This window comes from Flavobacterium sp. Flavsp81, assembly GCF_059491325.1.
Genome location: NZ_CP168505.1, coordinates 1,424,870 through 1,447,492, shown reverse-complemented (window position 1 = coordinate 1,447,492; position 22,623 = coordinate 1,424,870). Strand labels below are relative to the sequence as shown.

Below are 22,623 nucleotides of genomic sequence, written 5' to 3'. Positions count from 1 at the left end.
AAGGCATTGATTTTGGAGGTTCTTTGATAAACAAATCAAATACTGACAATAAGAAATTCGAATTAAGAAATTTAGTTCTTGATTAGATTCTTGCATAGTATTTTTAAAAAAGTTTAATGTCTCTTGACTTAAGAAGTTAACTGTTGTTGTTTAGTTTTAAATTTTTCCATTGTTTTTTCCACTTTTTTTCATTTACTCTTTTCTGAAAAACGATTAAATCAAAGTCGGGAGTAGGTTTAACTATTAAATTAAACAAATCACTTAAACCGTATGGTGCCAAAATTTCGATTTCATCATTTAAATTTAATCTCACCGCAATAGCTGTTGCAGTTTCTGGCCAATAGGAAATTGCATTTTCAGTGTTAATATATTTCAGATGATTATTACGAAAATGCATTCGTGCCTGATTTTTAACAGACCACTTAATCTTTTGATTTATTTCAGTAAGTTTTTGCTCTATTTCTTTTTCTAACGTTTCTGAAACATTCGTTTCATCAAAAAAGACTACGTCTATATCATTAAGTTTTATTGTTTTTTTCTCATGTAAAACATCCCAAACTTTATTTCTTATAAATCCAGCTCCAACCCAACAATCATTTAGTTTTAAATTTTTAACGATATTAAGAGTTTCAATAATTAGTTCATCCTTTGTTATTATGTCAATTAATTCATTTCGATATTCCATTGCTTAGTAGGATTTACTATTTATTTTTATAAAATTATTGAGTTCTCCATTGTCATATAAAAACAACAGTGAACAGTTGTGGATTTGGTGAAGGTTGGGATTCAAAATCCAAATTTTTGTCAGACCATGTTAGTATTACATTGTTCTTATGATTATTCGTTCTTGTTTCAATTACTCCCAAGGCAGGACATATATATTGTTCCATCTGCTTTTCATTCCACATTTTCATTTCAACCAGCAGAAGATTATCCGTATATTGAATCAGTTGAGACTCGATTAATACTGTTTTCATCGTAGAAGCCGGTTTCAAATAACATATCTGATTAGAGGCAACAACCCAGCTAAGCCCAGTTGTCTGCATGTACTTAAATACGTCAAGGTCATAGTGCTCTGCAATTTGGTCTTCGCGGGCGTTAATGAAGTATTCCAAATACTTTGAGTTGTTTAAATGATTAAAAGGATCACAATCCTGAAATCTGATTTTTCTTTTTGTCTTTAATATTTTTTCCATTTTCCAAAATATATTTATATCACATACCAATCGGTATCTGACGGGTTAAATTTTTTTTATTTCCTGATGCTGTCAATTATTGTATTATCTATAAAATCCATAGCGGTGGTTATGTATGTTTGATCACTATGGGTAAATGCCAGAAGGGAGCTTCCTTCAATTAGTGATAAAATTATTTTTGCATATTTAGCCGGATCAGTATTTTGCTGGATTTCATTATTACTGATACCTTCACTGATAATATTGGTCAGGCCGGCAGTAAATTTTTGAGACAAATTCTGTGCTGTTTTAAATAATAACGGATTGATAAATTTTGTATCAACTCCCACTCGTAACATCGGGCATCCACCTCTGTCTTTGACTAAATCATAATAGCTTCGTTGATAATCTGTTATGGCAGACAGCTTATTTATACTGCCTTCTGTAGCAGCAACCAATTTGAATAAGGGTGTTATTGCCAGATTTATATTTAGCTGAAATGACTTTAATGCTAAATCTTCTTTGTTAGAAAAATTGCAATAAATAGCACCCTTTGTGAGACCGGTTGCCTTAGTGATATCAGTCAGGCTAGTTCCAACGTATCCTTGTTTGTTAAAAATGGGCGCTACTTTATCTAATATAAATTCTGAAGTATTCATATATTTTTGTTTGAATAAAAAAATCAGAACAAATATAATATTAAATACCGATCGGTATTTAATAAATGTAAAAAAAAACAATCATTAAGATTCCAGTAAAAAGAAAGGAGGGATGCAGATAAATGAACCTATTTACTGCTAGCTGCCTGATATTAGGTTATTTATTGAATGTTGCTATGCTTAAATGTGGGGTAATAGGTAAAATTAATATATGATTAAAATTTACACATACTTGCTTTGATTTGGGTATATTTGTATGATTTGTCATACATATAAATAAGTTGACCAATTTTTCTTCACGAAAACGTTTACATTATGAAAAAAATATTTCTTTCGCATGCAACCGAAGATAGACCATTTGGTTGAGCATATATACAACAAATTAAAAAAGAAACATCCAGAATTAGAATCGTGGCTTGATAAATTTGAGATTGTTGGCGGAAGCAGTTTGATAGATAAAATTGCAAGTGGAATTGAATCAAGTGAAAGATTTGTTACTTTTCTTTCAGACGTATCAATTCAAAAACCTTGGGTTAATAAAGAAACCCGCTATAACACCAGAACATTATCGGTAATATTAAACAACACCTAAAAGAAATGAAAACACACAAAACAAGCCGAACGGCTCAGTATATGGCTTTATTTAGAGCATTGGAAACAGAACGTGAGGCAAACGATAAATTATTTTCTGATCCTTATGCTATACACTTTCTTGAAGCCAAATTGAGATTTGCAGTCCGAATGTCTAAGTATCCAGTTATTAGAAAATATATTAGTAATACAATTCAAAAGAAAATCCCGGGAGCATTTTCCTCAGGAATAGCCCGGACAAAATATATTGATGACTTACTGAAATCAACAGTCGCCAAGGGGGTAACGCAGGTAATAATTCTGGGAGCAGGTTTTGACACAAGAGCATTACGTCTTGATTTTTTAGAGTCAATACCAGTAATAGAAATTGACCATCCAAACACATCCAATTTTAAAACCGAAACTTATAAAAGCCGTATTGGTAACCTTTCAAAAAACATTGAGTTTTATCAAATTGACTTTAATAAACAAAGTCTTGAAGAATTGGCGGCTCAACATAATTTTGATTTTACAAAACCTACTACAGTTATTTGGGAAGGTGTCACAAATTATCTCACAGAAGACGCCATAAAAAGTACTTTTAGTTTTATTGCAAAATTTACAACAAACAGTTATGTTATTTTTACTTATGTTCACAGAAAAATTCTTGAAAATCCACGTTCATTTTTAGGAGGGGAAAAGCTTTTGGAGAACCTTGACAAACTTGAAGAAAAATGGACTTTTGGTTTTCAGCCAGAGGAACTATCAGATTATTTAAAGCAATTTGGCATGTTGCTTCTTGAAGATATGGGCGCAACTGAATATCGTGCTAAATATTTACCAAATCGGGCTGAAAATGGATATGAGTTTTATAGAGCAGCAATAGCAATAAAGCAATAACCACAAAGCTAAAAGCGGTTTTGTGCAATAGCTGGCTTTATTTTCCTTAGCGGAAATTTAATATCGTAAACCACTTTATCAAGATTGTTTTTGTCCCTTATTATTTGGGTTGTAGGAAATCCTTTTTTCCACCCGCCCTGTTCTCAACTGGATGGTCAGGGAGCCGTTAGCTTCTTTAGCTTCCTGTCGTGCCTGGCTTATCGCCTCCTTTTTGGTATGAAATGTTTTTTCAACCTTTTTTCTGCCCTCTACCTTGATTGCCCATTCTTTATTATAAGGAATCACGATACGATCCTGGCCATGCTTTTTGATATCTGTGATTTTTGATTTTTCCGGATTATCTGTTTTTTTGCCATGTTCTGCGGCCCAGTCCTTGGCTCTGCTGATGGCGGTGGCTATTGCAATCCCTTCATCCATGTGTCTTTCTTCGAGAAGGGCATTCGCTATTTCTACAGCTTTATTCCGTACTTCAGCAGGAAGATTTTTCATGGAAAAAGGGTAATTGGTTTTTGTCCATGGCATAATAATACTGAATTTAGATTGTCTTATTAAAAAGGCCTATAAGCCCGCCCGAGGCAAGGATATGTTTATCCATTGCCTTGAGAAGCATATTTTTGTCTGAACTTGCAGGCAAATCCAGTTTTGTATCGAGAGCATATATTTTGAAATTGTAATGATGTGTGCCGTTTGCCGGACAAGGTCCCATGTATTTGTTTTCGCCTTTTCCATTTTTACCCTGAACGCCGGGTGCACTGTTTTCATTAATCTTGCCGGTTACCGGAATATTCCACATAACCCAATGATCGAAAGGACCGTTGGGCGCATTGGGATCATCAATGATAAGAGCCAGCGATTTTGTACCGTCAGGTATGTCGGTTATAGTAATTGCCGGATTGATATCAGATCCAATACAGGTGTATTTGGACGGAATAATTTCGTTATTTGCAAAAACCGGACTTGTCACTACCAGCGGTTTATTAAGGACTTTTGTCATAATATTGCTTTCATGAATTTATTATTTGTTCTTTTTGTCCGCATTTGTTTTTAATCCCCAAAGTTCCAAATGTGCCCTGTTGCCGGCATTGCCTGCAGCTGTGTTATATCTGAACGTTACTTTTCTTATGATTCTTTCTCCTTTTCCATCCAATTGTATGACACGGGTTTCGCCCGGCGCTTTAATGTTTTCTCCAATAGTGACGCTTTGGATGTCACCTTTATCAAAATGGATGTCAAATGATTTTAAGTTCACCGGAGCCTCAGTTACTTTAATCTTAATTGCGCTGAAACGATTGGCACCAATGACAATGATTTCGTCAGTTTCGGTTTTGAAATTAACTTTTGTTTCACCGATTTTATGCCATCCGCTTTTATCACTAAGTACAACTCCCGGCTGCTGTGCAGATACAGTGGTGTAGTTTGCTGCTAAGAATAAAACAAATAATATTATTTTTAAATTTTTCATAATGTTTGATTTTTAATAGTTTAATACTTTTTTCAGGTACTTATTTAATTTAAATTATTAATGTCAGAAACGGTAATCTTTTCTTTGGATTTGGAAACTGTTACTTTCTTTTTCGGAATGGTTATCTGCAGTATTTCATTATCATATTTTGCATTGATATTGTTTTCATCGGCATCATCGGGTAGTGTAAAGCAGCGGGAAAAGCTGCTGCATGAAAATTCTTTATGCTTGTACTCTTTGCTTTTTTCTTCCTTTTCACTGCTGATAATGAGAATGCCATCTTTAATATCTACTTTAAAATCATCTATTTTCATGCAGGGAACTGAAAGATTGACCCTGAAATCATCATTAGTTTCAGTTATATTAGCAGGAGGGACGGTCATAGTGGCGTTAAAAAAATCATCATCGAAATCAAAGAGATCTGAAGTGAAAAACCTGTTAACCGGGAAATCATTTCTTAAGAAAGGAAACAATTCATTTCCGTTTCTTCTTTTTGTTAGTTGTGTCATAAATTTTAATATTTATTTTTAAATGCTTGGTTCATATTGCTTTAAGGCAAATGAATTGTTTGGTGACTTTATTTTTTTTTGGTGACTTTATTTTTTTATTTAAAGAGCATTAAAATTACAGTAGCAGAAACCAGAAGTATTACATAATTTCACGAAATCTTTATAATATTCTAAGAAATTATAACAAAAGTTGCAGAAAATTTTTATTAAATTAATTTTTAACAATCAGATTTAAAGCTCGTGGATCTAATCCATGTATTTTGAATATTGTTGCTTAAATTGCATAAGTATATTTACTGAAAAACTATTATAAAAAAAACAAGGTTCAACTTTAATTAAAAGTCAAACCTTGTTTAAACAGTGTTTTTTACATTATATATGTGGCAGATTTTTATGATTTAAGGCATAAATATCACGGTCCCGCCATTTGCTGAAAGCTTTAGATTGAAGCTGGTATTGTTATCAAATTTCTTATTGTCAAGTTTAGATTCCATGCCTTCACCATCCTGTATGATACTCGTTTTTTTACCTTTAAGCATAGGCAAATTTACAGTAATCTCTTTTTCGTTTTTCTCTCCGTTGATAGCTGCGATATACCATTTTGCACCTTTACGGCGGGCTATGACACAATATTTACCCGGATAACCGTCAACCAGCAGGGTTTCATCCCATACGGTTGGAACTTTTTTAAGAAAATCAAATAAATAAGCCGGCTTTTCTTTTAAATTTTCAGGTGTTAATCCCCAATGCTGTACTGCTGAAAAAAACACAACAGCCGTTGCCATCTCAAAAGCATCTGTAGTTTTGCGTATTGTTCCTTTGTCAGGATCACGGTTTAGACGTTTATTAAGAAACACAGGACCAAAATCCATAGCTGCTACGGCATTTCTGGTAAAAGGATAAATGGTTGCAGTTGATGCATATTTATCGCTGAAAGATTGCTGAAAAACCAGGTTTTCAGAAGCCAGTACAGCTTCGCTGGTCATAAAATTAGGATACATTCTTTCCCAGCCGCGAGGAAGGGTAGTACCGTGAAAATTCACACTCAGTCCAAAGGCTGCAGCATCTGTTAGTATATCCTGATAAAGCTGCATGGTGGCTTGTTTGTCTCCGCCAAAAAAATCTATTTTTAATCCTTTTACCCCAATTTGCTGCAGCCACTGCATTTCTTTTAAGCGGACTTCATGAGTATCCATTCGGTCTTTGGGTGTCTGTGGTGCTGTATTCCACTGGCCATTGGAATTGTACCACAACAATACGCTTACATTTTTTGATTTAGCATAATTTACCAGTTCAGCCATTTTTTCTTTTCCAATATTGACGTCCCAGAGTGCATCAATCAATATGAATTCACATTTGAGGGATGCTGCCAGATCAATATAGGTTACCTGATCATTATAATTACAGCTGGCATCCTGCCATACAATCCAACTCCAGCTGGCTCGGCCGGAATCAAATATTTTTGATGAACTTACAAGAGGTTTTACAACATCGGTTGCAACCGTAGATTCAACAATGGGCTTTAAACTTTTTCCAAGTGTAATGGTTTTCCATGAAGTCTGCATAGGCAATGCAGCTGTGGCTGTAACGGCTCCTTTATAATTGTTTTCACCTTCCTGAGGGAATGTGACTGTATATAGTCCTTCTGCAGTAGCATCACTTAACCTTGTTCCGACATAATTACCGCTGACACCAGTCTCAGAAATTAGCAGCCATCCTTTATCAGCCAGATGAAAAAGTGCAGGATAAGTATAACCCAGTCCATATTGTGATTTTGTACCTACAGGCTGTTCTCTGGTATATTCTTCTTCGTAAGATGGTTTTGTCTTTTCATAACCGCTTAAAGGTGGCGCCTGCGGTGTAATAAAGGCAGTTGACCCTGCAGGAAGTTTGAAACCTGTTATTTCTTTATCAACAGTACAGTCGGTAGAATTTTTTCTGCTTTTTGGAATAAGATAAGTAAATGCTACATCTGTATTTGTGACCCTGAAAATAAAGTTTATAGTGTCATTGGCAGTATTTGTAAATAGGCATTTTATTTCGTTTGCCTGATAGTTTACATGACTCATTTTAGAACGATCCAAATTATAGGATTCTTTTACTTTACCCGTAGTATGACTAATCATTTTGAGTCCTTTAGTAAAATCTCCTGCCGAGCTTATAAGCCCTAGAGGTGATTTACCAAGAAATTCATCATTTAGGTAAAATACATTATAATAGGCAGAACCATTTATTACTGTTATGTCCAGTTTTATATTTTTATCGGGACTTGTGGCAGAAACTGTCTGTGCATGAAGGATATTAGAAAATAAAAGGAAAAAATAACTAATTGTCAATACTTTCATAAGCAATATTATTTTGTTTAGATTATATATTAGGGTCTAAACAAAAGTACAATTATCAAGTGTAAAAACAACACTTTATTTTTAATTGAATTTGCCGATAATGTGTATCAGGACTACTTTAACAAATCACCAGCGAATATTGGTGAGTCAAATATATTTACATATTTAAATTCAGAGATTCGTTTGGGTAAATGGCTGATTAATCCTGCCATTCGGTTAGATAAATTTAAATTTGGTTATCAGGGTAAGTTGCCTGCTAATTACCAAATACAGACCGAAAGTCAGGTAAAAGTATCACCAAAACTATTGTTTATTAACAAAAGAATGATTTACAATTTTACCTCAAACAGGAATAGGCTTTTGCCCGAATGATGCGAGAGATGTCACAGCAAAATAATGGAGAGGAAAGTTTACATATGCAGGCGATGGAAGAATTGCAGAACCAAGCCCTTTTTGTTTTATAAGGATTCCGTTATCGGAATGTATATATTAAATGTAACCCCGTTATTCAGCTCTCCGTCAGCAATTATAATCCCATTGTGATTTTCTACAATTTTTTTAACGATGGCAAGACCAATTCCTGTTCCGGAATATTCTGCAATATGGTGCAGCCTTCTAAAAATTATAAAAATGAGCTGGTTATATTCGGCTTCAAAACCAATTCCGTTATCTTTAAAACTCAGATTCCAATAATCACAGTTCTGTAGGCTGTTTGGCAGGTTAAGCCGCCTGAATTCATTGCTTTTAAGGATATTAGATTGTATGGTAATATGGAGTTGTACATCAGGAATAGAGAATTTTAAGGAGTTGCTGATCAGGTTGTAGATAAGCTGTCGAAACTGGAATGGCATTATACGTACAGGTACTAACTCATTTATTTTAAAAAGTGCTTCTTTTTGATTAATCGTATCGGATAGCTCTGATTTCACTTCTTCAATAATATCCTCCAGATCGTTCATTTCGTAATTATGATCTGCAGTGCTGACCCTTGAAAAATCCAGCAGATCTTTAATAAGCTGCCTCATTCTTGTTGCTGCGGCATGTATGCGATTCAGGTGGTTTTTGCCGCCTTCGGTCATTGTTTGCGACTCTTTATCCATAATAATAGAAATGAAAGTCTGGATTTTCCGAAGCGGTTCCTGAAGATCATGGCTTGAAATGAAATTAAAAGCAAGCAGTTCTTTATTTGCATTGAGTAATTCAACTGCTCTCTTTTCCTTTTCGGCATTTTGGATTTCCAGTTCCTGATTTGCCAATAAAAGTGCGGCAGTCTGTATTTTCAGTTTTTTGATCAGATCCTCTTTTTCAATCAGTTCCTCGGCTTCTTTAAGGGCGCGGCTTATCTTTTGTCCTAAAGGGGCTAAATTATTTTTAGAGATATAATCTGTTACGCCTTCTTTTACAAGCATTACAGCGTTTTCTTCGCCGATTGTACCTGAAATTATTATAAAAGGTATATTGAGATTTCTGTTTTTGATTATTTTAAATGCAGAAACGGCATCAAATGCGGGCAGCGAATAGTCTGATAATATAATATCCGGTAAAAAAGAATCGAGAGATTCTTCAAATATTTTCCTTGACTCAACAATTTTTGAGATAAAAGACATACCTGATTTTTTCAAATGGCGTACGATTAAATCCGCATCTGCAGTATTGTCTTCCAATACCAATACTTTAATGTCTTTATTCATTTGATATGGAATCATTTTTATAATTATAAAATTTCTTAATTGGAAGGCTGGCTGAGTATCATCCAGTACATTCCCATTTCCTTTATAGCATTAAAAAAATTATTACTGTCAACAGGCTTAACAATATAGCTGTTCGCCCCCAGACTGTAGCATTTGGCTATGTCAGGATCTTCTTGCGAAGAAGTGAGGATTACGACTGGAATTGATTTTAGGTCATCATCACTTTTAACTTTTTCCAGAACCTGCATACCGGACATTTTTGGCATTTTTAAATCCAAAAGAAAAAGTTTGGGATATGTTTTTGGGTTCCTTTCAGAATAAATTCCCCGGCAGTATATAAAATCAAGTGCTTCGGCGCCATCTTTTACATGTAAGAGTTTGTTTTTAAAGCCGCTTTTATTAAGCGCACGAATTGTTAGAAGGGCATCTTCCATACTGTCTTCAGCAAATAAAATTTCAATATCGTCGTAGTTCATTTTTTTTATTTTTAATGTTTAATAACGGGCAGACTGAAGTAAAAGACGGCTCCTTCATCTAATTTTGATTCTGCCCAAACTGTGCCGCCGTGGCGGTTTATTATTTTTTCAACTATAGCCAGACCAATGCCTGTTCCCATAAATTCCTCCTGTGAATGCAGGCGCTGAAAGACTCCGAATAATTTATCGTAATATTCCATGTCAAAGCCTGATCCCCAGTCTTGTATACTGTATATGATTTTGTCCTTTTTGTGAGTTGAAGTAATCTTAATTTTAGTTTCTGCTTTATATTTTGAATATTTAATTGCATTAGAAATTAAATTGATCCAGACTTGTTTGATAAGTGATGGATCTCCGGCAGCCTGTTTAAGTTCTTCCATCTCAAAAACCGGAGTATTTTCATCTTCTTCAATCGTCATTTCACTTATGACCCCTTGTATTAATTTGGTCATGTTTATAGAAGTAAAAGTTACCTCTTTACGTCCTAGTTTACTGAAAGAGAGGAGGTCATCTATCAGTATTCCCATTTTCTTTGAATTTTGAATTATGGCATCAAGGATTTTTTGTCCATCTTCATCAATGGAATCTGCATGATCCTCAACCAAAATTTGTGTATATCCATTAATTGCACGAATTGGGGCCCTTAAATCATGTGAAACTGAATAAGAAAATGATTCCAGTTCTCCCTGCGCTTTTTTAAGTTCGTCATTGGCCAGTGTCAGTTCTGTACTTCGCTTTTCCTGATAGGCAAGTTCCCGATTTGTAACAATGAGTTCGGCGGCCTGTTTTTCCTTCTCTGCTTTTCTTTTCTGTTTCAGAATATTTTCAGCAGCTAATTTCTTGTTTGCAATAATCAACTCAGCGGCACGTTTTTCTTTTTCCTTACTCTGAAAGGCAAGTTCTTTATTGGCTATAACCAATTCTGCTGCACGTTTTTCCTTTTCCTGATTTTGAAAGGCGAGTTCTTTATTAGCAATAATCAATTCTGATGCTCTTTTTTCTTTTTCCTCACTCTGAATGGCAAGTTCTTTGTTGGCTATAATTAATTCCTGTGCGCGTTTTTCTTTTTGGACATTCTGAAATTTCAATTCCTTATTGGCAATAATTAATTCGGCTGCACGTTTTTCCTTTTCCTCATTCTGAAAAGCAAGTTCTTTATTAGCGATAATTAATTCAGAGGCCCTTTTTTCTTTTTCCTGCGCCTGAACTGCAAGCTGCAGAAATTGTGTTTTGGCAAGAGTAATATCGGTGGCAATTTTTAAGATCTTATAAAGGTTGCCTTTTGCATCAAAAATCGGATTGTAGCTGCCAAAGAGCCATATTAATTTACCATTTTTGGCCACCCGTATAAATTCGTCTTTTTGATAAATTCCTTTTTTTAAACTATCCCAAAATAATTGGTATGCCTGAGATTCTGCATAAGATGAATCAACAAGAAAACGATGGTGCTTTCCCGTCAAATCAATTTCGAGGTAACCCATAATTTCGAGGAAATTTTTATTGGCACGAAGAATATTGCCTTCCAGATCGAATTCTATTGACGCATTTGTGGTGTCAACGGCATTGATATAACTGCTTAACTGCTGGTCCTTTGCGATAAGCTGTGCCTGAAAGTTTTGTGTTTCCTGCTTTATCTTATTTTGAAATTCAGGATCATTATAGGCTGTAATAAGTTCCGTAACGCTATTTTTCTTTTTTGTACCCGGAGTGATCTGCAGTTCTTTTGCTTCACTGGATGACCCTGCGTTTGGATTATTTTCTTTTTCAGCGAAGAGAATCTCTTCTTGGGTAAGGATGATTTCCTTATTACCATTTTTTTCTTTAATGCTCATAAAGCGAGTTTATATGTGGAAAAATAATGGCAGTAATTTGCTGGAAAAGTACCTATATTTTTAGTTAGTATTTAGAACGGATACCAGAAATTTGAATAAGATCAGGTATATGCCACGAATATAAGCAATCTTGACGACTAATGTATTGTTTCAATGCTAAATAAACTGCGTGGCTGCTATCTGGCTGTCTTCCGGCAAAGGAAAAACTTTGAAGAAAACAAAGTAATTGAATCAATATTTACAATCAATTTCGTATGTCGAAATTAGACAATTCCCAAATAATTTTCAAACAAAAACATTCTGATAATTAAATGACTGAACTCATTTTTAGAATTTTAAACAAAGAAAAAAAGATAGGCGGTTAAATTCCTATCTTTTATTTATCTAAAGAATATTTCTGATTGAATTTAAATTTTTTATTTTACAGCAGGAATAATGTCAATTATTACGGTACGGTTATAAAAACGCTCTTCTGGAAGATTATTTTCAAAAGGAGACATGCTTTCGTCTTCTCCAAAACCATGTACTTTGAATTTTACATCTTTTCTGCCGGAATCTGATAATGCCTTTTCTATGATATTCTTTACCTCATTGGCTCTGTCTAAAGACAAATTCAGATTATAAGACTCTTCTCCAATGATATCTGAGTGGCCATGAATAATGACAACACCGTTTTTAGGTATCTTAGGTGTAACTACTTCCCGCAGATATTTCTCATACATAGCTATCGCTTTTGATTTATTAAATTCAAAAATTATGCTGTATCTAAGTCCTTCGTCTGTTTTAGACGGTGTCCAAAGCACCATATGAGTAGTGGTTGTTTTTTCTACAGTCTTGCCATCTTTGGTTTTTCCGATCATTTTCACTTTATAGTCACCCTCAGCACGGGTTCCCATAATATTTTTACCGGGAATACTTACTTTTTCCTGGGTATAAGGACCAAAAACTTTTACATTTCCATCCGGATCAGTAGTTTCTAAGGACCATGATGAATATGCCTGGCCTGCACCGGCTGCATCAACAGTAATATAACTGTCTATCGGAGCTTCCTGAACAGTAACAAACTCTAATGGTTTTAATGGGGCATCAGGACCAGCTTGAAATTCCATTAATAATTCAGGCGAATTACTTTCGATAGAAACTCTGCGATCCCCTTCGCGAAGCAGTGTTAGTTCTTTTGTTCCTCCAGGCTGTTCAGATGGAATATTAGGTTTTAACTGTCCTTTAGTTGTTATTCTTGCCGAATTTATTTCGAATACATTCACTAAATAGGTTTTGATAGATTCAGCCATTGCAACACCATCTTCGGATCCTTTTTCTGAAGAACCCACAAGTGTAATCTTTGTTGAAGGATTTCTAACCATTCGGCTTCCAAGAATATTAATTACATTATAATAAACCGTCATTTGTCTTGCAGAACGGCCTGATGGATTTACAGTAGCTGTAATTCCGATCTGATCTTCATTGAAGTCTTTTACATCTTCTTTTTTCAATAATTTGTAACGGCTTGGTATTTTATTTGATTCAAGATCATAAAAAACATAATTGCGTAAAGGAAATACTTCGCGTACGTTACGTTCTCCCGGAATATTTTTAGGAGCATTTACAGAAAACTGTACCTGAGATTCTACAGCTTCAGGGGCGCCAACTTTACTTCCCTGTCCAAATTTAAGTGCCATACCTACTCTAAGAGCAGTCACATTCCAGGTCTCTGTTGTGCGGGGATGTTGTCCAAAATAAGGTTGAAAATTTATAAAAGGGGACAAAACAAATTGTGTTTTATGATTTTGTGAGGATAACGGAATATCGAAACCTGCTCCAACTTGCATAGAAATAAGCATTTTGTCTGTATCATCAAAATCACCTCTTACCACAGTTGATGGCCCCTGGTTTGGAGAATCAAGATTAGTTCCTAATGAATATTTAAATGATTTATCTATATTGAAAGCCAAACGCGGGCCACCATATAAATAAAAATTAGATTTAAAAGGCGCAAAACGAATGCTTGGCTCAACAGTAATATAACTTAAACCTGTAGATAAATCTGCCGGGCAGTTACAAGAAGTAATTTTCTGATCAAAAGAACCTTTTCTACTGTCATAACCTGCCTGAAACATGAATCCCAGTCTGGTATCCGGCTTATGAAACTCAACAAGCGGTGCCAAATAAAGTCCTGCACCTTCTCCGTTATGAAAAGTAACGGGTGAAGTCAAGTTCGAATTAAGCTGCTGTGTTGAACCACGGTAAAAACTATAGTTGGTTGCACCTGCAACACCAAAGAACCATGTAGGCTTGGTGTAATAAACTTCTTGTGCCTGAAGCGTTGTATGAGCACTTATACATAATAAAGTCAATAGTAAAAGTCTGTTTAATAAGGTTTTACCTGAAATACACGTTATATATAATTTTGTTTTAAAATTAGTTTTCATTTACGTTTATTTAGTTGTTATTTTTTTATTGAGAATAATCCCGTCCGAAAACGGGATATATTATTTAGGAATGTTATTGTGGGACATTAATGGTTGTATTTACCATAGTTACAGATGAGACTAAAGATATTGCTCTTCCGTTAAGTACTGTTTGTTTTGCATTTCCGGCAGTAGAAAAAGTAATACCTGAATTAGCAATAATAGTTCCAACCATTATTCCACCTCCGGCACTGTTGATAGTAGCCGCACTACCCACATACCAAAAAACGTTTTTAGGTAATCCACCATTTGTCATTATTACACTTTTGGCACCTGTAGGTCCTGCAATTCCAACCGTAAGTCCTGCAGCTGTCTGAAAAATCCAGGTAGCATTTGGATCACCTTGTGCATCAAGAGTCAGATTACCATTGCTGATCTTAAAAGTACCGCTTGCTGATTTATAAACTCCCGGAGCTAATGTTAATCCGCCTAATTCTCCGGCATTTGGATCTGAACCACCTGGTTTTGCTGCTGGCGAAATACTTATATATGCCGCTTTTGCCTCTAGTAATGCTTTTTGTGCAATTGCTAATGATGTGGCTGTTCCCGGCGCAGGAGGTCCGGTAAAGATATCACCTGTAACATTTCCAACATTTAAAGGAGTTTCGGTATAAATTACAAGACCATCATGAAATCCTGTGATTAGGGTTGAAGCTGCAGTTGTCCCGATACTTCCATTGTTTATTACGGTATTTAAACCCTGGTTTGTTACTCCGGCGTTTCCACCAAAAGTTCCAAACATAGCTGCTGTTCCAAGCTCCACGATTATGGGTGCAGACGGTACCAGCATAGTTGTAAATTGCCAAACATAGTCATTATCCAATGGAATTCCGGATGCAGTTTTTGCTCCTTTTGTAATTGTTGCTGTGTAAACCTTTCCTAATACCAGCAAATTTGCTGGTTTAAACGAAGCTGTAGTACCGGAATAAGAAACCGTTCCGGAAATAGTTGTTGTTCCTTCTTTCAAAGTAAATGTAGTTTCGTTGATTGTAGAACCATCCATTACAGTATTAAAATCAGCCGTTACTGTTTGATTTAAGGCAACATTAATAGCATTGTTAACAGGATCTGTCGCAGTTACTACAGGTTTTAAAAGTATACCTGTAGAGAATGTCCACACATACTCTTGCTGCAAAAAATTTCCCATTACGTCTTTGGCTTTTGTAGTAATCCTTGCCGTGTAAGTGGTATTCTCCGCAAGCAAAGCTGCTGGCTTGAATGATACGGTTTTTCCCGAGTAATTAACTGTTCCTGTAACAGGAGCTGTTCCTGTAACAGTAAACGAAGAAATAACGGAACCCGGATCCATTTCCTCGTTGAATGTTGCGGTAATGATTTGTCCCAATGGAACATATAATGCATTACTCAAAGGCGTTGTTGATTCCACTACAGGACATACTCCAATGACTTCTTTATAATCATCGCTTTCGCATCCTGTAATTAATGCAATACATAATATGGCAAATGTGAATAGTAAAGTTTTAATTTTCATTTTATTTTGTTTTTAAGAGAGTTAGATTCATTTGGTAAAGGTGATGGTGCTATGATGCAGATCTATTATACAATTATCACAAAGTCTTGTATTATTAACACTATTTTACTTTTTAAAAATTTGATAAATTATTAATCAATTGGATTGTTGTTGAGTTTTAGAGAATAAAACACCAACAAAAGCGTTCATTATTTAAACAAAAACTATATTATGGGCTTATTTGATTTTATGATAGTGGAAATAGCTATGGATTTAGGAACGGCTAATACTTTAATAATTTATGATGGAAAAATTGTTGTCGACAGTCCTTCCATTGTAGCAAGGGATATCAGAACAGGGAAAATTATTGCAGTTGGCAAAGAGGCCAGTTTAATGCAGGGTAAAACGCATGAGAATATTAAAACAATCAGACCGCTTAAAGATGGTGTTATTGCAGATTTTGATGCTTCAGAAAAAATGATCAGTTCGCTTATAAAAAATATTCCTGAATTAAAGAAAAGTTTTTTTACTCCCGCATTGCGAATGGTGGTATGTATTCCCAGCGGTATTACTGAGGTGGAAATGAGAGCCGTAAAAGAGTCTTGTGAACGTGTAAACGGAAAAGAAGTATTTTTAATTCATGAGCCTATGGCCGCTGCTATTGGTATTGGCTTAGATGTGATGCAGCCAAAGGGACATATAATTGTTGATATTGGAGGAGGGACTACGGAAATTGCGGTTATCGCCCTTGGGGGAATAATTTGTGACAAGTCTATAAAAATTGCCGGGGATGTTTTTACCAATGATATCTTGTATTTTATGAGAACCCATCATAATTTGTATATTGGAGAGGCTACTGCAGAACAGATAAAAATAGATGTGGGTGCCGCAATGGAAGAACTCGAGGATACTCCCAATGATTTAATGGTCCGGGGAAGGGATTTGCTTACCGGGAAACCCAAAGAGGTGAGGATTACTTCCAGAGAAATTGCAAGAGCTTTGGATAAATCAATACTCAGAATTGAAGATGCTATTATGGTAACACTTTCCCTGACACCGCCGGAACTGGCCGCAGATATTTATAATACGGGCTTGTATCTCGCAGGAGGAGGGGCAATGTTGCGTGGTCTGGATAAAAGGATTTCTCAAAAGACAGATTTGCCGGTTTATATTGCAGAAAATCCTTTAAGAGCTGTAGTTATAGGTACCGGTATTGTCTTAAAAGATATCCCTAAATATAAAAGAGTATTAATCTAGCCATCTTTGCCGAATTTATTGGATAAAATAATTATTAAAAAGTAAATCAGGAAAAAATAATTGACAAGGAGCTGCCATGATAAGGCAGCTCTTTTTGGTTTCAGTCTGTATGTTGCTTCCTGTAATTTTTGACTGCACGGATTTGTTAAACTTTGGTTTGAATTCTTGAGAAATTAAGCAGCTGTTTTTTATTAGACACGTAAAAAAATACCTTTTTATTTACAAAATAGTTGATTTGACCCTTTTATAATGTTGTAATGCCCCCCCTTTGCTTGTAAGTGTAATATTAGATTTACAATGTGAATTACATGTATCAGAGATGAAGTATTCTTAAAAAACTTGTAAAAAAGTAAAATTTAAGCAGTACTGATTTTTTTAATGATGTAGCTATAATTCATAAACTTAACTATCTATTAACCAAAATTACAACCAAAGATGACAAATTTTATTAGGAAAATCAAGGCTCCTGATTATGTATCCGGATTTGATTTTAAAAAGAAACTTACCATATTTTGTGTATTGGTTTCTTTTTCTCAAATGCAAGCTTACACTATTAATTCCAATAGCATAACAAGGCTTGAAAAAGTACAGGCGCAAAATAGCATAAGCGGGCAAGTTAAAGACCAAAATGGTGTGCCGATGCCAGGTGCTTCTGTGTTGATAAAGGGGACAAAAATTGGTACCACAACAGATTTTGATGGAAAATTTAGTTTAGCAGGAGATGAAAATTCAGTATTGATAGTTTCTTTTGTTGGGTATGTAACACAGGAAATTATCGTAAAAAACAAATCTAACATTCTTGTACAATTAAAAGAGAATGCCGCTTCTTTAGAGGAAGTTGTAGTCGTAGGATACGGTAAAATGAAGAAAAAGGATTTAACGGGGGCAATTGTTCAGGTTAAACCGGAAGCTTTAGCAAATCAGAATCCGCAGACTGTCCAGGATATATTACGTGGCGTTCCCGGTCTAAAAGTTGGGTATTCCGCTGATGCAAAGGGAGGAGGGTCTTTGCAGATTCGTGGACAGACTTCTGTTTATTCTGACGGAGGTCATAATTCACCACTTATTATTTTAGACGGAATGCAATTCTATGGTGAGCTTTCAGAAATTAATCCTGATGATATTGGTCAGATAGATATCTTAAAGGATGCATCAGCAACGGCTGTATATGGATCTAAAGCAGCAGCAGGAGTTATTGTTATTTCAACAAAAAAAGGAAAAACCGGCAAACCTGTTATTAATATTACTACAAACACTACAGTTGTCAACAAAAGTGCCTACCGGGACGTGTATTCTCCGCAAGGGTATGTAAAATATCGTCAAGATTGGGAGACTGCCAAAACGTATGGTCAAAATACAACGTCAGGGCAGTATGAAGCTTATATTGCAGCCCGTGTTGGTCAGGCGGGGTATTTCTCAAACCCTGACCAATTAGAGCAGTATGGTATAACTCAGGCTCAATGGTTAGGATATCAACCCGCCGGACAAACGCAAGGGAAGAGTCTGAATGAAGTATGGGGACTCCGTTTGGGCATTACTGATGCCATGCTTTTGAAAAATTTTACAGAAGGAAAAACACACAACTGGTATAGCAGTACTTTTAGGACAGGAATAAATCATGACAATAATTTAAGTGTTTCCGGAGCAAGCGATAAAGTGAATTATTATATGTCTTTGGGGTATTTAACTTCAGAAGGAGCTATTCAGGGCAATGATTATGCTGCAGTTCGTGCGAATATGAAAGTTGATGCCAAAATTACAAGCTGGCTTGAATTTGGAGCAAACGTTAATTTTCAGGATCGTACAGACGGAGACATAGCTGTTGGTACCGGGACTAATTATTGGGATGCAAATATGTTGAGAAACAGCCCGTTTTCTAACTTTAAAGATGCAAACGGTGATTTTGCAAGACAACCAATGGGACCAACTATCGGAGGGTATAATTATTACTATGATCGCCAATTTATGGAACTTGAGAAAGGATATACGGTGTTGAATACAATTTTCAATACTAAGGTAAATTTGCCTTTTGGTATTACTTATTCATTTAATGTTGCGCCACGTTATCAATTTTTTTACAATCGTTATTTTCAGTCATCAGGTCATAAAGGCTGGAATCCTGTCAACATAGGAGCAGATAGAGAAAGCGGTAAAAATTTTACATGGAACCTGAATAATACATTAGCATGGGATTATACATTTGCTGAAAAGCACCATATCGTAGCAACTTTTGTTCAGGAAGCTGAAGAACTTCAAACATGGTCTGATATTATAAGAGCACGTAATATCCTGCCTTCAGATGCATTAGGGTTTCACAATACTTCTAATGCAACACTTTTAAACAGCTCATTTTCTACTACAGATACACATCAGACAGCCGATGCATTAATGGCGAGACTTTTCTATTCGTTTGATAATCGTTATATGATAACAGGAACAGTACGTCGTGATGGATATTCCGCATTTGGAGCTTCGTATCCTTATGCAACTTTTCCTTCTATAGCATTAGGATGGAACTTTGATAAAGAAAGCTGGTTCAATTGGACTCCTATGAGTACAGGTAAATTACGCTTGTCATGGGGTAAAAACGGAAACAGATCGCTTGCTGATCCATACTTGGCTTTGGCAAACTTAGCTTCAGGTACCGGAGCAACAATGGGGTATATCGATGCTTCAGGAAATATTGTTGATATGAAATATTTAGGAATTGATCGTATGGCAAATCCAAATCTTCAATGGGAAAAAACAACTGCAACAAATATCGGTCTTGATCTGGGTTTCTTAAATGACCGAATTACAAGTACTATAGATATTTACAGAATGATTACCAATGATATGATTATGAGTCAGCGTTTGCCTGAGTTCACTGGATTTTCATCAATTGCAACCAATCTTGGCGAGGTTGAAAATAGAGGGATTGAAATAAGCCTAAATACTATAAATATAAAAAATCCAAATTTTGAATGGACCACCAGCGTTGCTTTTTCATATAACAAGAATAGCATTAAGGCATTATATGGCAATATGGAGGATGTCAAGGATGCCAATGGTAATGTTATTGGAACTAAGGAGGCAGATGATAAAACTAATGGATGGTTTATTGGCAAACCTGTTTCTCAAATCTGGGATTATAAAGTGATTGGAATCTGGCAGAAAGAAGAGTGGGAAGAAGCTGCAAAATACGGACAGCGGCCCGGTGATCCAAAGGTTGAAAACAAGTACACTGCCGACGATGTTAATGGAAAACCAACCTATAACGAAAAAGACAAACAATTTTTAGGACAAACGGCGCCTCCAATTAACTGGTCGCTTCGCAATGAATTTAAATTTTATAAAAATTGGGATTTGGCCATTAATATGTATTCCTACATGGGGCACAAATCGCTTGATGGACGTTATATGAATAACTATAATGATGGTAGTTTGTATACAAACAACTACAATCCATTTGTAAATCCATATTGGACAATTGATAATCCAACCAATGACTGGGCACGCCTTGATGCCAGAGGGCCTGCAGGAGCCGGAACAGCAAAATTATACGATCGTAGTTTTATTCGTTTAGACAATATTTCCTTAGCCTATACACTCCCTAAAGATCTTTTAGATCGCCTGCATGTGAGAAATTTCAAAATTTATACTTCGGTCCAGAACGTAGCCACATGGTCTGCTTCCCGCGAATGGAAATATTATGGGGACCCGGAAACAGGGGGACTGGCGACACGAATGTTTAATTTAGGTTTTAACGTTTCACTTTAATAATACTCAACAATGAAAAGATATATAAAAAATAGAATATCAACATTTGTACCTTTAGTAGTGGTTACTGCTCTTTTGGTTTCTTGTTCAAAGGATTTTCTGGATCCGGATCCGCTTTCGTTTTACGAACCTGAAACCACATTTACTACTGAATCCGGGTTGCAGGCAGTTTTAGCAAGTGCCGATAAACAATTGCGTAATAATTATATTCATTATAATGCTGCCGGTAATAGTGTGCCTATCGGAACGGAATATGTTTTCTCTGATATGGCAAAATATGGAAAAACGGATAATAGCAGTACCATTTCTGATTTTGCTAATACTATAGTTCCTACCGGAAGCTTTAAAACAGCCACAAATGATGATTTTTACCTCGGATTTTACTGGGTTGAAGGTTATAACGGTATCAAGCATGCCAATACCGTATTGACGTACATTGATAATGTGACAAGTTTAACTCAGGAAGTTAAAAATAAGTATATCGGTCAGGCCTATTTTCATAGAGCATACCGCTATCTGAATTTAGTATATCAATTTGGAGATATACCTTTAATTACTAAAATTTTGGAAGTTCCAAAACAAAGTTATTATTCTACTAAAAAGGAAGCGATTATTGAAATGATTACAGCAGACATGGAGAAGGCTGTAGAATGGGTGCCGGAGCAGTCAAAATTGCCTTATTTGGGTTTGGTCAATAAAGGGGCATGCCGGCAGTTATTGATTAAGTGTTATTTGGCTTCCGGCAGATTTGCAGAGGCTGAAGCACAAGCAAATATTCTTATTAACCAGTCAGGTTATTCTTTAATGCAAAGCAATTTTGGAACTTTTGATCCGGGAGGAAATCCACAAACATGGGCAATTACAAGAAATGTCGTTTGGGATTTACACAGACCTGAAAACAAGATTATTGCTGCTAACAGAGAAGCCATAATGGTGATGCCAAATGGTGGAGTACAGTCATTTTTAAGTTTTGCATCCATGAGAATTTTTGGGCCAAACTGGAATTCAGGTACTCTTACCACTCCTGATGGTAAACAAGCAGCAGGTCGTTTTGCCTCGAATAATGCTAATTACCAGGCTAAATATGATTATGCAAGAGCACTGGGACGTGGTATTGCTACTATTAGTGCTTCCTATTATTCACAGCATCCTATGTGGGTCGTAAACGGTATTGAAGATAAGCAGGATCTTAGGCATAATAATACTGTCGGTAACTGGGTAAATATGGAAAATCTTAAATACAGTGATAAGACTTCGGCATATTATCAGCAAAATTTTAGAATGAAAGAAGGAAATGTTTTATTATCAAAGGATACCCTTCGTGAATGGTTTGATTTTCCGTTGTATAAAATATATCTGCATGATGTTGTAAATGAAACCAATCCAAATGCAACTGATTTTCAGGGAGCGAGTACGGGAAGTAAAGCCCATTGGTACTTATATCGTTTAGCCGAAACTTATCTGTTAAGGGCAGAAGCACGTTTTTATCAGGGTAATATTGGCGGAGCAGCTCAGGATGTAAATGCAATCAGAGCCAGAGCCGGTGCATCACAAATGTACGGACAGGTAACGATAGGTGATATTTGTGCAGAAAGAGGAAGAGAACTTTACCTGGAAGAATGGAGAAATGTAGAATTAAAACGTATCTCGCACTGTCTTGCTCTTAGCGGAAAACCGGATGAATGGGGACAGACTTACAATAAAACGGATTGGGATAAACAGTCCGGAACTGATGCAGCCGGAGGCAGTTACTGGTACCAGCGTATTGTACATTATACACTCTACAACAAATATCCTAGTGGGATTGTTGTGCCAAACGGTACTAAGTTTTATACCATGGACAAACGTAATAACTACTGGCCTATTCCGAATAGCGCCATAACGGCTAATACTAAAGGAAAATTAAGTCAGAACTACGGTTATGATGGTTACGATCCTAATGTGAAGGTTTGGGATAAATGGCAGGATGCTGTTGCAGATGAAAGTGTATTATAGTATGCTAAAAAAACACCAGTTTGAATGTACAATACCACAGCGTTGATAGCTAAA

General features: G+C 35.8%; 18 protein-coding genes. 5 read left to right on the top strand and 13 right to left on the bottom strand.

Annotation, left to right across the window (positions count from 1 at the left end):
- Positions 1–136: 136 nt before the first annotated feature.
- Genes ACEN92_RS05815 through ACEN92_RS05805 form a run of 3 tightly spaced genes read right to left on the bottom strand, consistent with a single transcriptional unit; the run spans position 137 to position 1,834 of the window.
- Positions 137–685, bottom strand: a complete 549-nt coding sequence (locus ACEN92_RS05815; protein WP_495641427.1) for a nucleotidyltransferase family protein — start codon at positions 683–685, stop codon at positions 137–139.
- 52 nt (positions 686–737) lie between these two features.
- Positions 738–1,196, bottom strand: a complete 459-nt coding sequence (locus tag ACEN92_RS05810) for an acyl-CoA thioesterase (RefSeq protein ID WP_495641426.1) — start codon at positions 1,194–1,196, stop codon at positions 738–740.
- Positions 1,197–1,252: 56 nt separating this feature from the next.
- On the bottom strand, positions 1,253–1,834 hold the full coding sequence (locus ACEN92_RS05805; protein WP_495641425.1) for a TetR/AcrR family transcriptional regulator: 582 nt from the start codon (positions 1,832–1,834) through the stop codon (positions 1,253–1,255).
- A 337-nt stretch (positions 1,835–2,171) separates the two neighbouring features.
- Here ACEN92_RS05805 and ACEN92_RS05800 point away from each other — a divergent pair, with 337 nt between their 5' ends.
- Together ACEN92_RS05800 and ACEN92_RS05795 are read left to right on the top strand one after the other, a co-directional pair.
- Positions 2,172–2,426, top strand: a complete 255-nt coding sequence (locus tag ACEN92_RS05800; protein WP_495641424.1) for a toll/interleukin-1 receptor domain-containing protein — start codon at positions 2,172–2,174, stop codon at positions 2,424–2,426.
- A 5-nt stretch (positions 2,427–2,431) separates the two neighbouring features.
- On the top strand, positions 2,432–3,304 hold the full coding sequence (locus ACEN92_RS05795; RefSeq protein WP_495641423.1) for a class I SAM-dependent methyltransferase: 873 nt from the start codon (positions 2,432–2,434) through the stop codon (positions 3,302–3,304).
- Between the two features lie 78 nt (positions 3,305–3,382).
- Here the strand turns inward: ACEN92_RS05795 and ACEN92_RS05790 are convergent, their stop codons facing one another.
- The 10 genes from ACEN92_RS05790 to ACEN92_RS05745 form a co-directional block, all read right to left on the bottom strand.
- Positions 3,383–3,826, bottom strand: coding sequence for a DUF2188 domain-containing protein (locus ACEN92_RS05790; RefSeq protein WP_495641422.1), 444 nt, complete (start codon positions 3,824–3,826; stop codon positions 3,383–3,385).
- A gap of 13 nt (positions 3,827–3,839) precedes the next feature.
- On the bottom strand, positions 3,840–4,298 hold the full coding sequence (locus tag ACEN92_RS05785; RefSeq protein WP_495641421.1) for a YbhB/YbcL family Raf kinase inhibitor-like protein: 459 nt from the start codon (positions 4,296–4,298) through the stop codon (positions 3,840–3,842).
- Positions 4,299–4,319: 21 nt separating this feature from the next.
- The gene (locus ACEN92_RS05780) at positions 4,320–4,766 is read right to left on the bottom strand and encodes a DUF2541 family protein (RefSeq protein ID WP_495641420.1); all 447 of its coding nucleotides are present in this window, start codon (positions 4,764–4,766) and stop codon (positions 4,320–4,322) included.
- A 44-nt stretch (positions 4,767–4,810) separates the two neighbouring features.
- Entirely contained in the window at positions 4,811–5,275 is a 465-nt protein-coding gene (locus ACEN92_RS05775; protein WP_495641419.1) for an Hsp20/alpha crystallin family protein, read from the bottom strand.
- 398 nt (positions 5,276–5,673) lie between these two features.
- Positions 5,674–7,620, bottom strand: a complete 1,947-nt coding sequence (locus ACEN92_RS05770) for a glycoside hydrolase family 97 protein (RefSeq protein WP_495641418.1) — start codon at positions 7,618–7,620, stop codon at positions 5,674–5,676.
- A gap of 458 nt (positions 7,621–8,078) precedes the next feature.
- Positions 8,079–9,311 carry a sensor histidine kinase gene (locus ACEN92_RS05765; RefSeq protein ID WP_495641417.1) on the bottom strand — a complete coding sequence of 411 codons (1,233 nt, stop codon included), beginning with the start codon at positions 9,309–9,311 and terminating at the stop codon, positions 8,079–8,081.
- Positions 9,312–9,346: 35 nt separating this feature from the next.
- On the bottom strand, positions 9,347–9,787 hold the full coding sequence (locus ACEN92_RS05760; protein ID WP_495641416.1) for a response regulator: 441 nt from the start codon (positions 9,785–9,787) through the stop codon (positions 9,347–9,349).
- An 11-nt stretch (positions 9,788–9,798) separates the two neighbouring features.
- Entirely contained in the window at positions 9,799–11,619 is a 1,821-nt protein-coding gene (locus ACEN92_RS05755; RefSeq protein WP_495641415.1) for a PAS domain-containing sensor histidine kinase, read from the bottom strand.
- A gap of 416 nt (positions 11,620–12,035) precedes the next feature.
- Positions 12,036–14,048, bottom strand: a complete 2,013-nt coding sequence (locus ACEN92_RS05750; protein WP_495641414.1) for an OmpA family protein — start codon at positions 14,046–14,048, stop codon at positions 12,036–12,038.
- Between the two features lie 73 nt (positions 14,049–14,121).
- Entirely contained in the window at positions 14,122–15,579 is a 1,458-nt protein-coding gene (locus ACEN92_RS05745) for an ice-binding family protein (protein ID WP_495641413.1), read from the bottom strand.
- Positions 15,580–15,789: 210 nt separating this feature from the next.
- Here ACEN92_RS05745 and ACEN92_RS05740 point away from each other — a divergent pair, with 210 nt between their 5' ends.
- The 3 genes from ACEN92_RS05740 (at position 15,790) to ACEN92_RS05730 (ending at position 22,569) form a co-directional block, all read left to right on the top strand.
- The gene (locus tag ACEN92_RS05740) at positions 15,790–16,815 is read left to right on the top strand and encodes a rod shape-determining protein (RefSeq protein WP_495641412.1); all 1,026 of its coding nucleotides are present in this window, start codon (positions 15,790–15,792) and stop codon (positions 16,813–16,815) included.
- Between the two features lie 435 nt (positions 16,816–17,250).
- Entirely contained in the window at positions 17,251–20,574 is a 3,324-nt protein-coding gene (locus tag ACEN92_RS05735; RefSeq protein WP_495641411.1) for a SusC/RagA family TonB-linked outer membrane protein, read from the top strand.
- A 12-nt stretch (positions 20,575–20,586) separates the two neighbouring features.
- The gene (locus ACEN92_RS05730) at positions 20,587–22,569 is read left to right on the top strand and encodes a RagB/SusD family nutrient uptake outer membrane protein (protein ID WP_495641410.1); all 1,983 of its coding nucleotides are present in this window, start codon (positions 20,587–20,589) and stop codon (positions 22,567–22,569) included.
- The last annotated feature ends 54 nt before the right edge of the window (positions 22,570–22,623 follow it).

Excerpts from the sequence above, each read along its gene's own strand:
- ACEN92_RS05815 (WP_495641427.1), bottom strand. The coding sequence starts at position 685 with ATGGAATATCGAAATGAATTAATTGACATAATAACAAAGGATGAACTA.
- ACEN92_RS05810 (WP_495641426.1), bottom strand. The coding sequence starts at position 1,196 with ATGGAAAAAATATTAAAGACAAAAAGAAAAATCAGATTTCAGGATTGT.
- ACEN92_RS05805 (WP_495641425.1), bottom strand. The coding sequence starts at position 1,834 with ATGAATACTTCAGAATTTATATTAGATAAAGTAGCGCCCATTTTTAAC.
- ACEN92_RS05800 (WP_495641424.1), top strand. The coding sequence starts at position 2,172 with ATGCAACCGAAGATAGACCATTTGGTTGAGCATATATACAACAAATTA.
- ACEN92_RS05795 (WP_495641423.1), top strand. The coding sequence starts at position 2,432 with ATGAAAACACACAAAACAAGCCGAACGGCTCAGTATATGGCTTTATTT.
- ACEN92_RS05790 (WP_495641422.1), bottom strand. The coding sequence starts at position 3,826 with ATGCCATGGACAAAAACCAATTACCCTTTTTCCATGAAAAATCTTCCT.
- ACEN92_RS05785 (WP_495641421.1), bottom strand. The coding sequence starts at position 4,298 with ATGACAAAAGTCCTTAATAAACCGCTGGTAGTGACAAGTCCGGTTTTT.
- ACEN92_RS05780 (WP_495641420.1), bottom strand. The coding sequence starts at position 4,766 with ATGAAAAATTTAAAAATAATATTATTTGTTTTATTCTTAGCAGCAAAC.
- ACEN92_RS05775 (WP_495641419.1), bottom strand. The coding sequence starts at position 5,275 with ATGACACAACTAACAAAAAGAAGAAACGGAAATGAATTGTTTCCTTTC.
- ACEN92_RS05770 (WP_495641418.1), bottom strand. The coding sequence starts at position 7,620 with ATGAAAGTATTGACAATTAGTTATTTTTTCCTTTTATTTTCTAATATC.
- ACEN92_RS05765 (WP_495641417.1), bottom strand. The coding sequence starts at position 9,311 with ATGAATAAAGACATTAAAGTATTGGTATTGGAAGACAATACTGCAGAT.
- ACEN92_RS05760 (WP_495641416.1), bottom strand. The coding sequence starts at position 9,787 with ATGAACTACGACGATATTGAAATTTTATTTGCTGAAGACAGTATGGAA.
- ACEN92_RS05755 (WP_495641415.1), bottom strand. The coding sequence starts at position 11,619 with ATGAGCATTAAAGAAAAAAATGGTAATAAGGAAATCATCCTTACCCAA.
- ACEN92_RS05750 (WP_495641414.1), bottom strand. The coding sequence starts at position 14,048 with ATGAAAACTAATTTTAAAACAAAATTATATATAACGTGTATTTCAGGT.
- ACEN92_RS05745 (WP_495641413.1), bottom strand. The coding sequence starts at position 15,579 with ATGAAAATTAAAACTTTACTATTCACATTTGCCATATTATGTATTGCA.
- ACEN92_RS05740 (WP_495641412.1), top strand. The coding sequence starts at position 15,790 with ATGGGCTTATTTGATTTTATGATAGTGGAAATAGCTATGGATTTAGGA.
- ACEN92_RS05735 (WP_495641411.1), top strand. The coding sequence starts at position 17,251 with ATGACAAATTTTATTAGGAAAATCAAGGCTCCTGATTATGTATCCGGA.
- ACEN92_RS05730 (WP_495641410.1), top strand. The coding sequence starts at position 20,587 with ATGAAAAGATATATAAAAAATAGAATATCAACATTTGTACCTTTAGTA.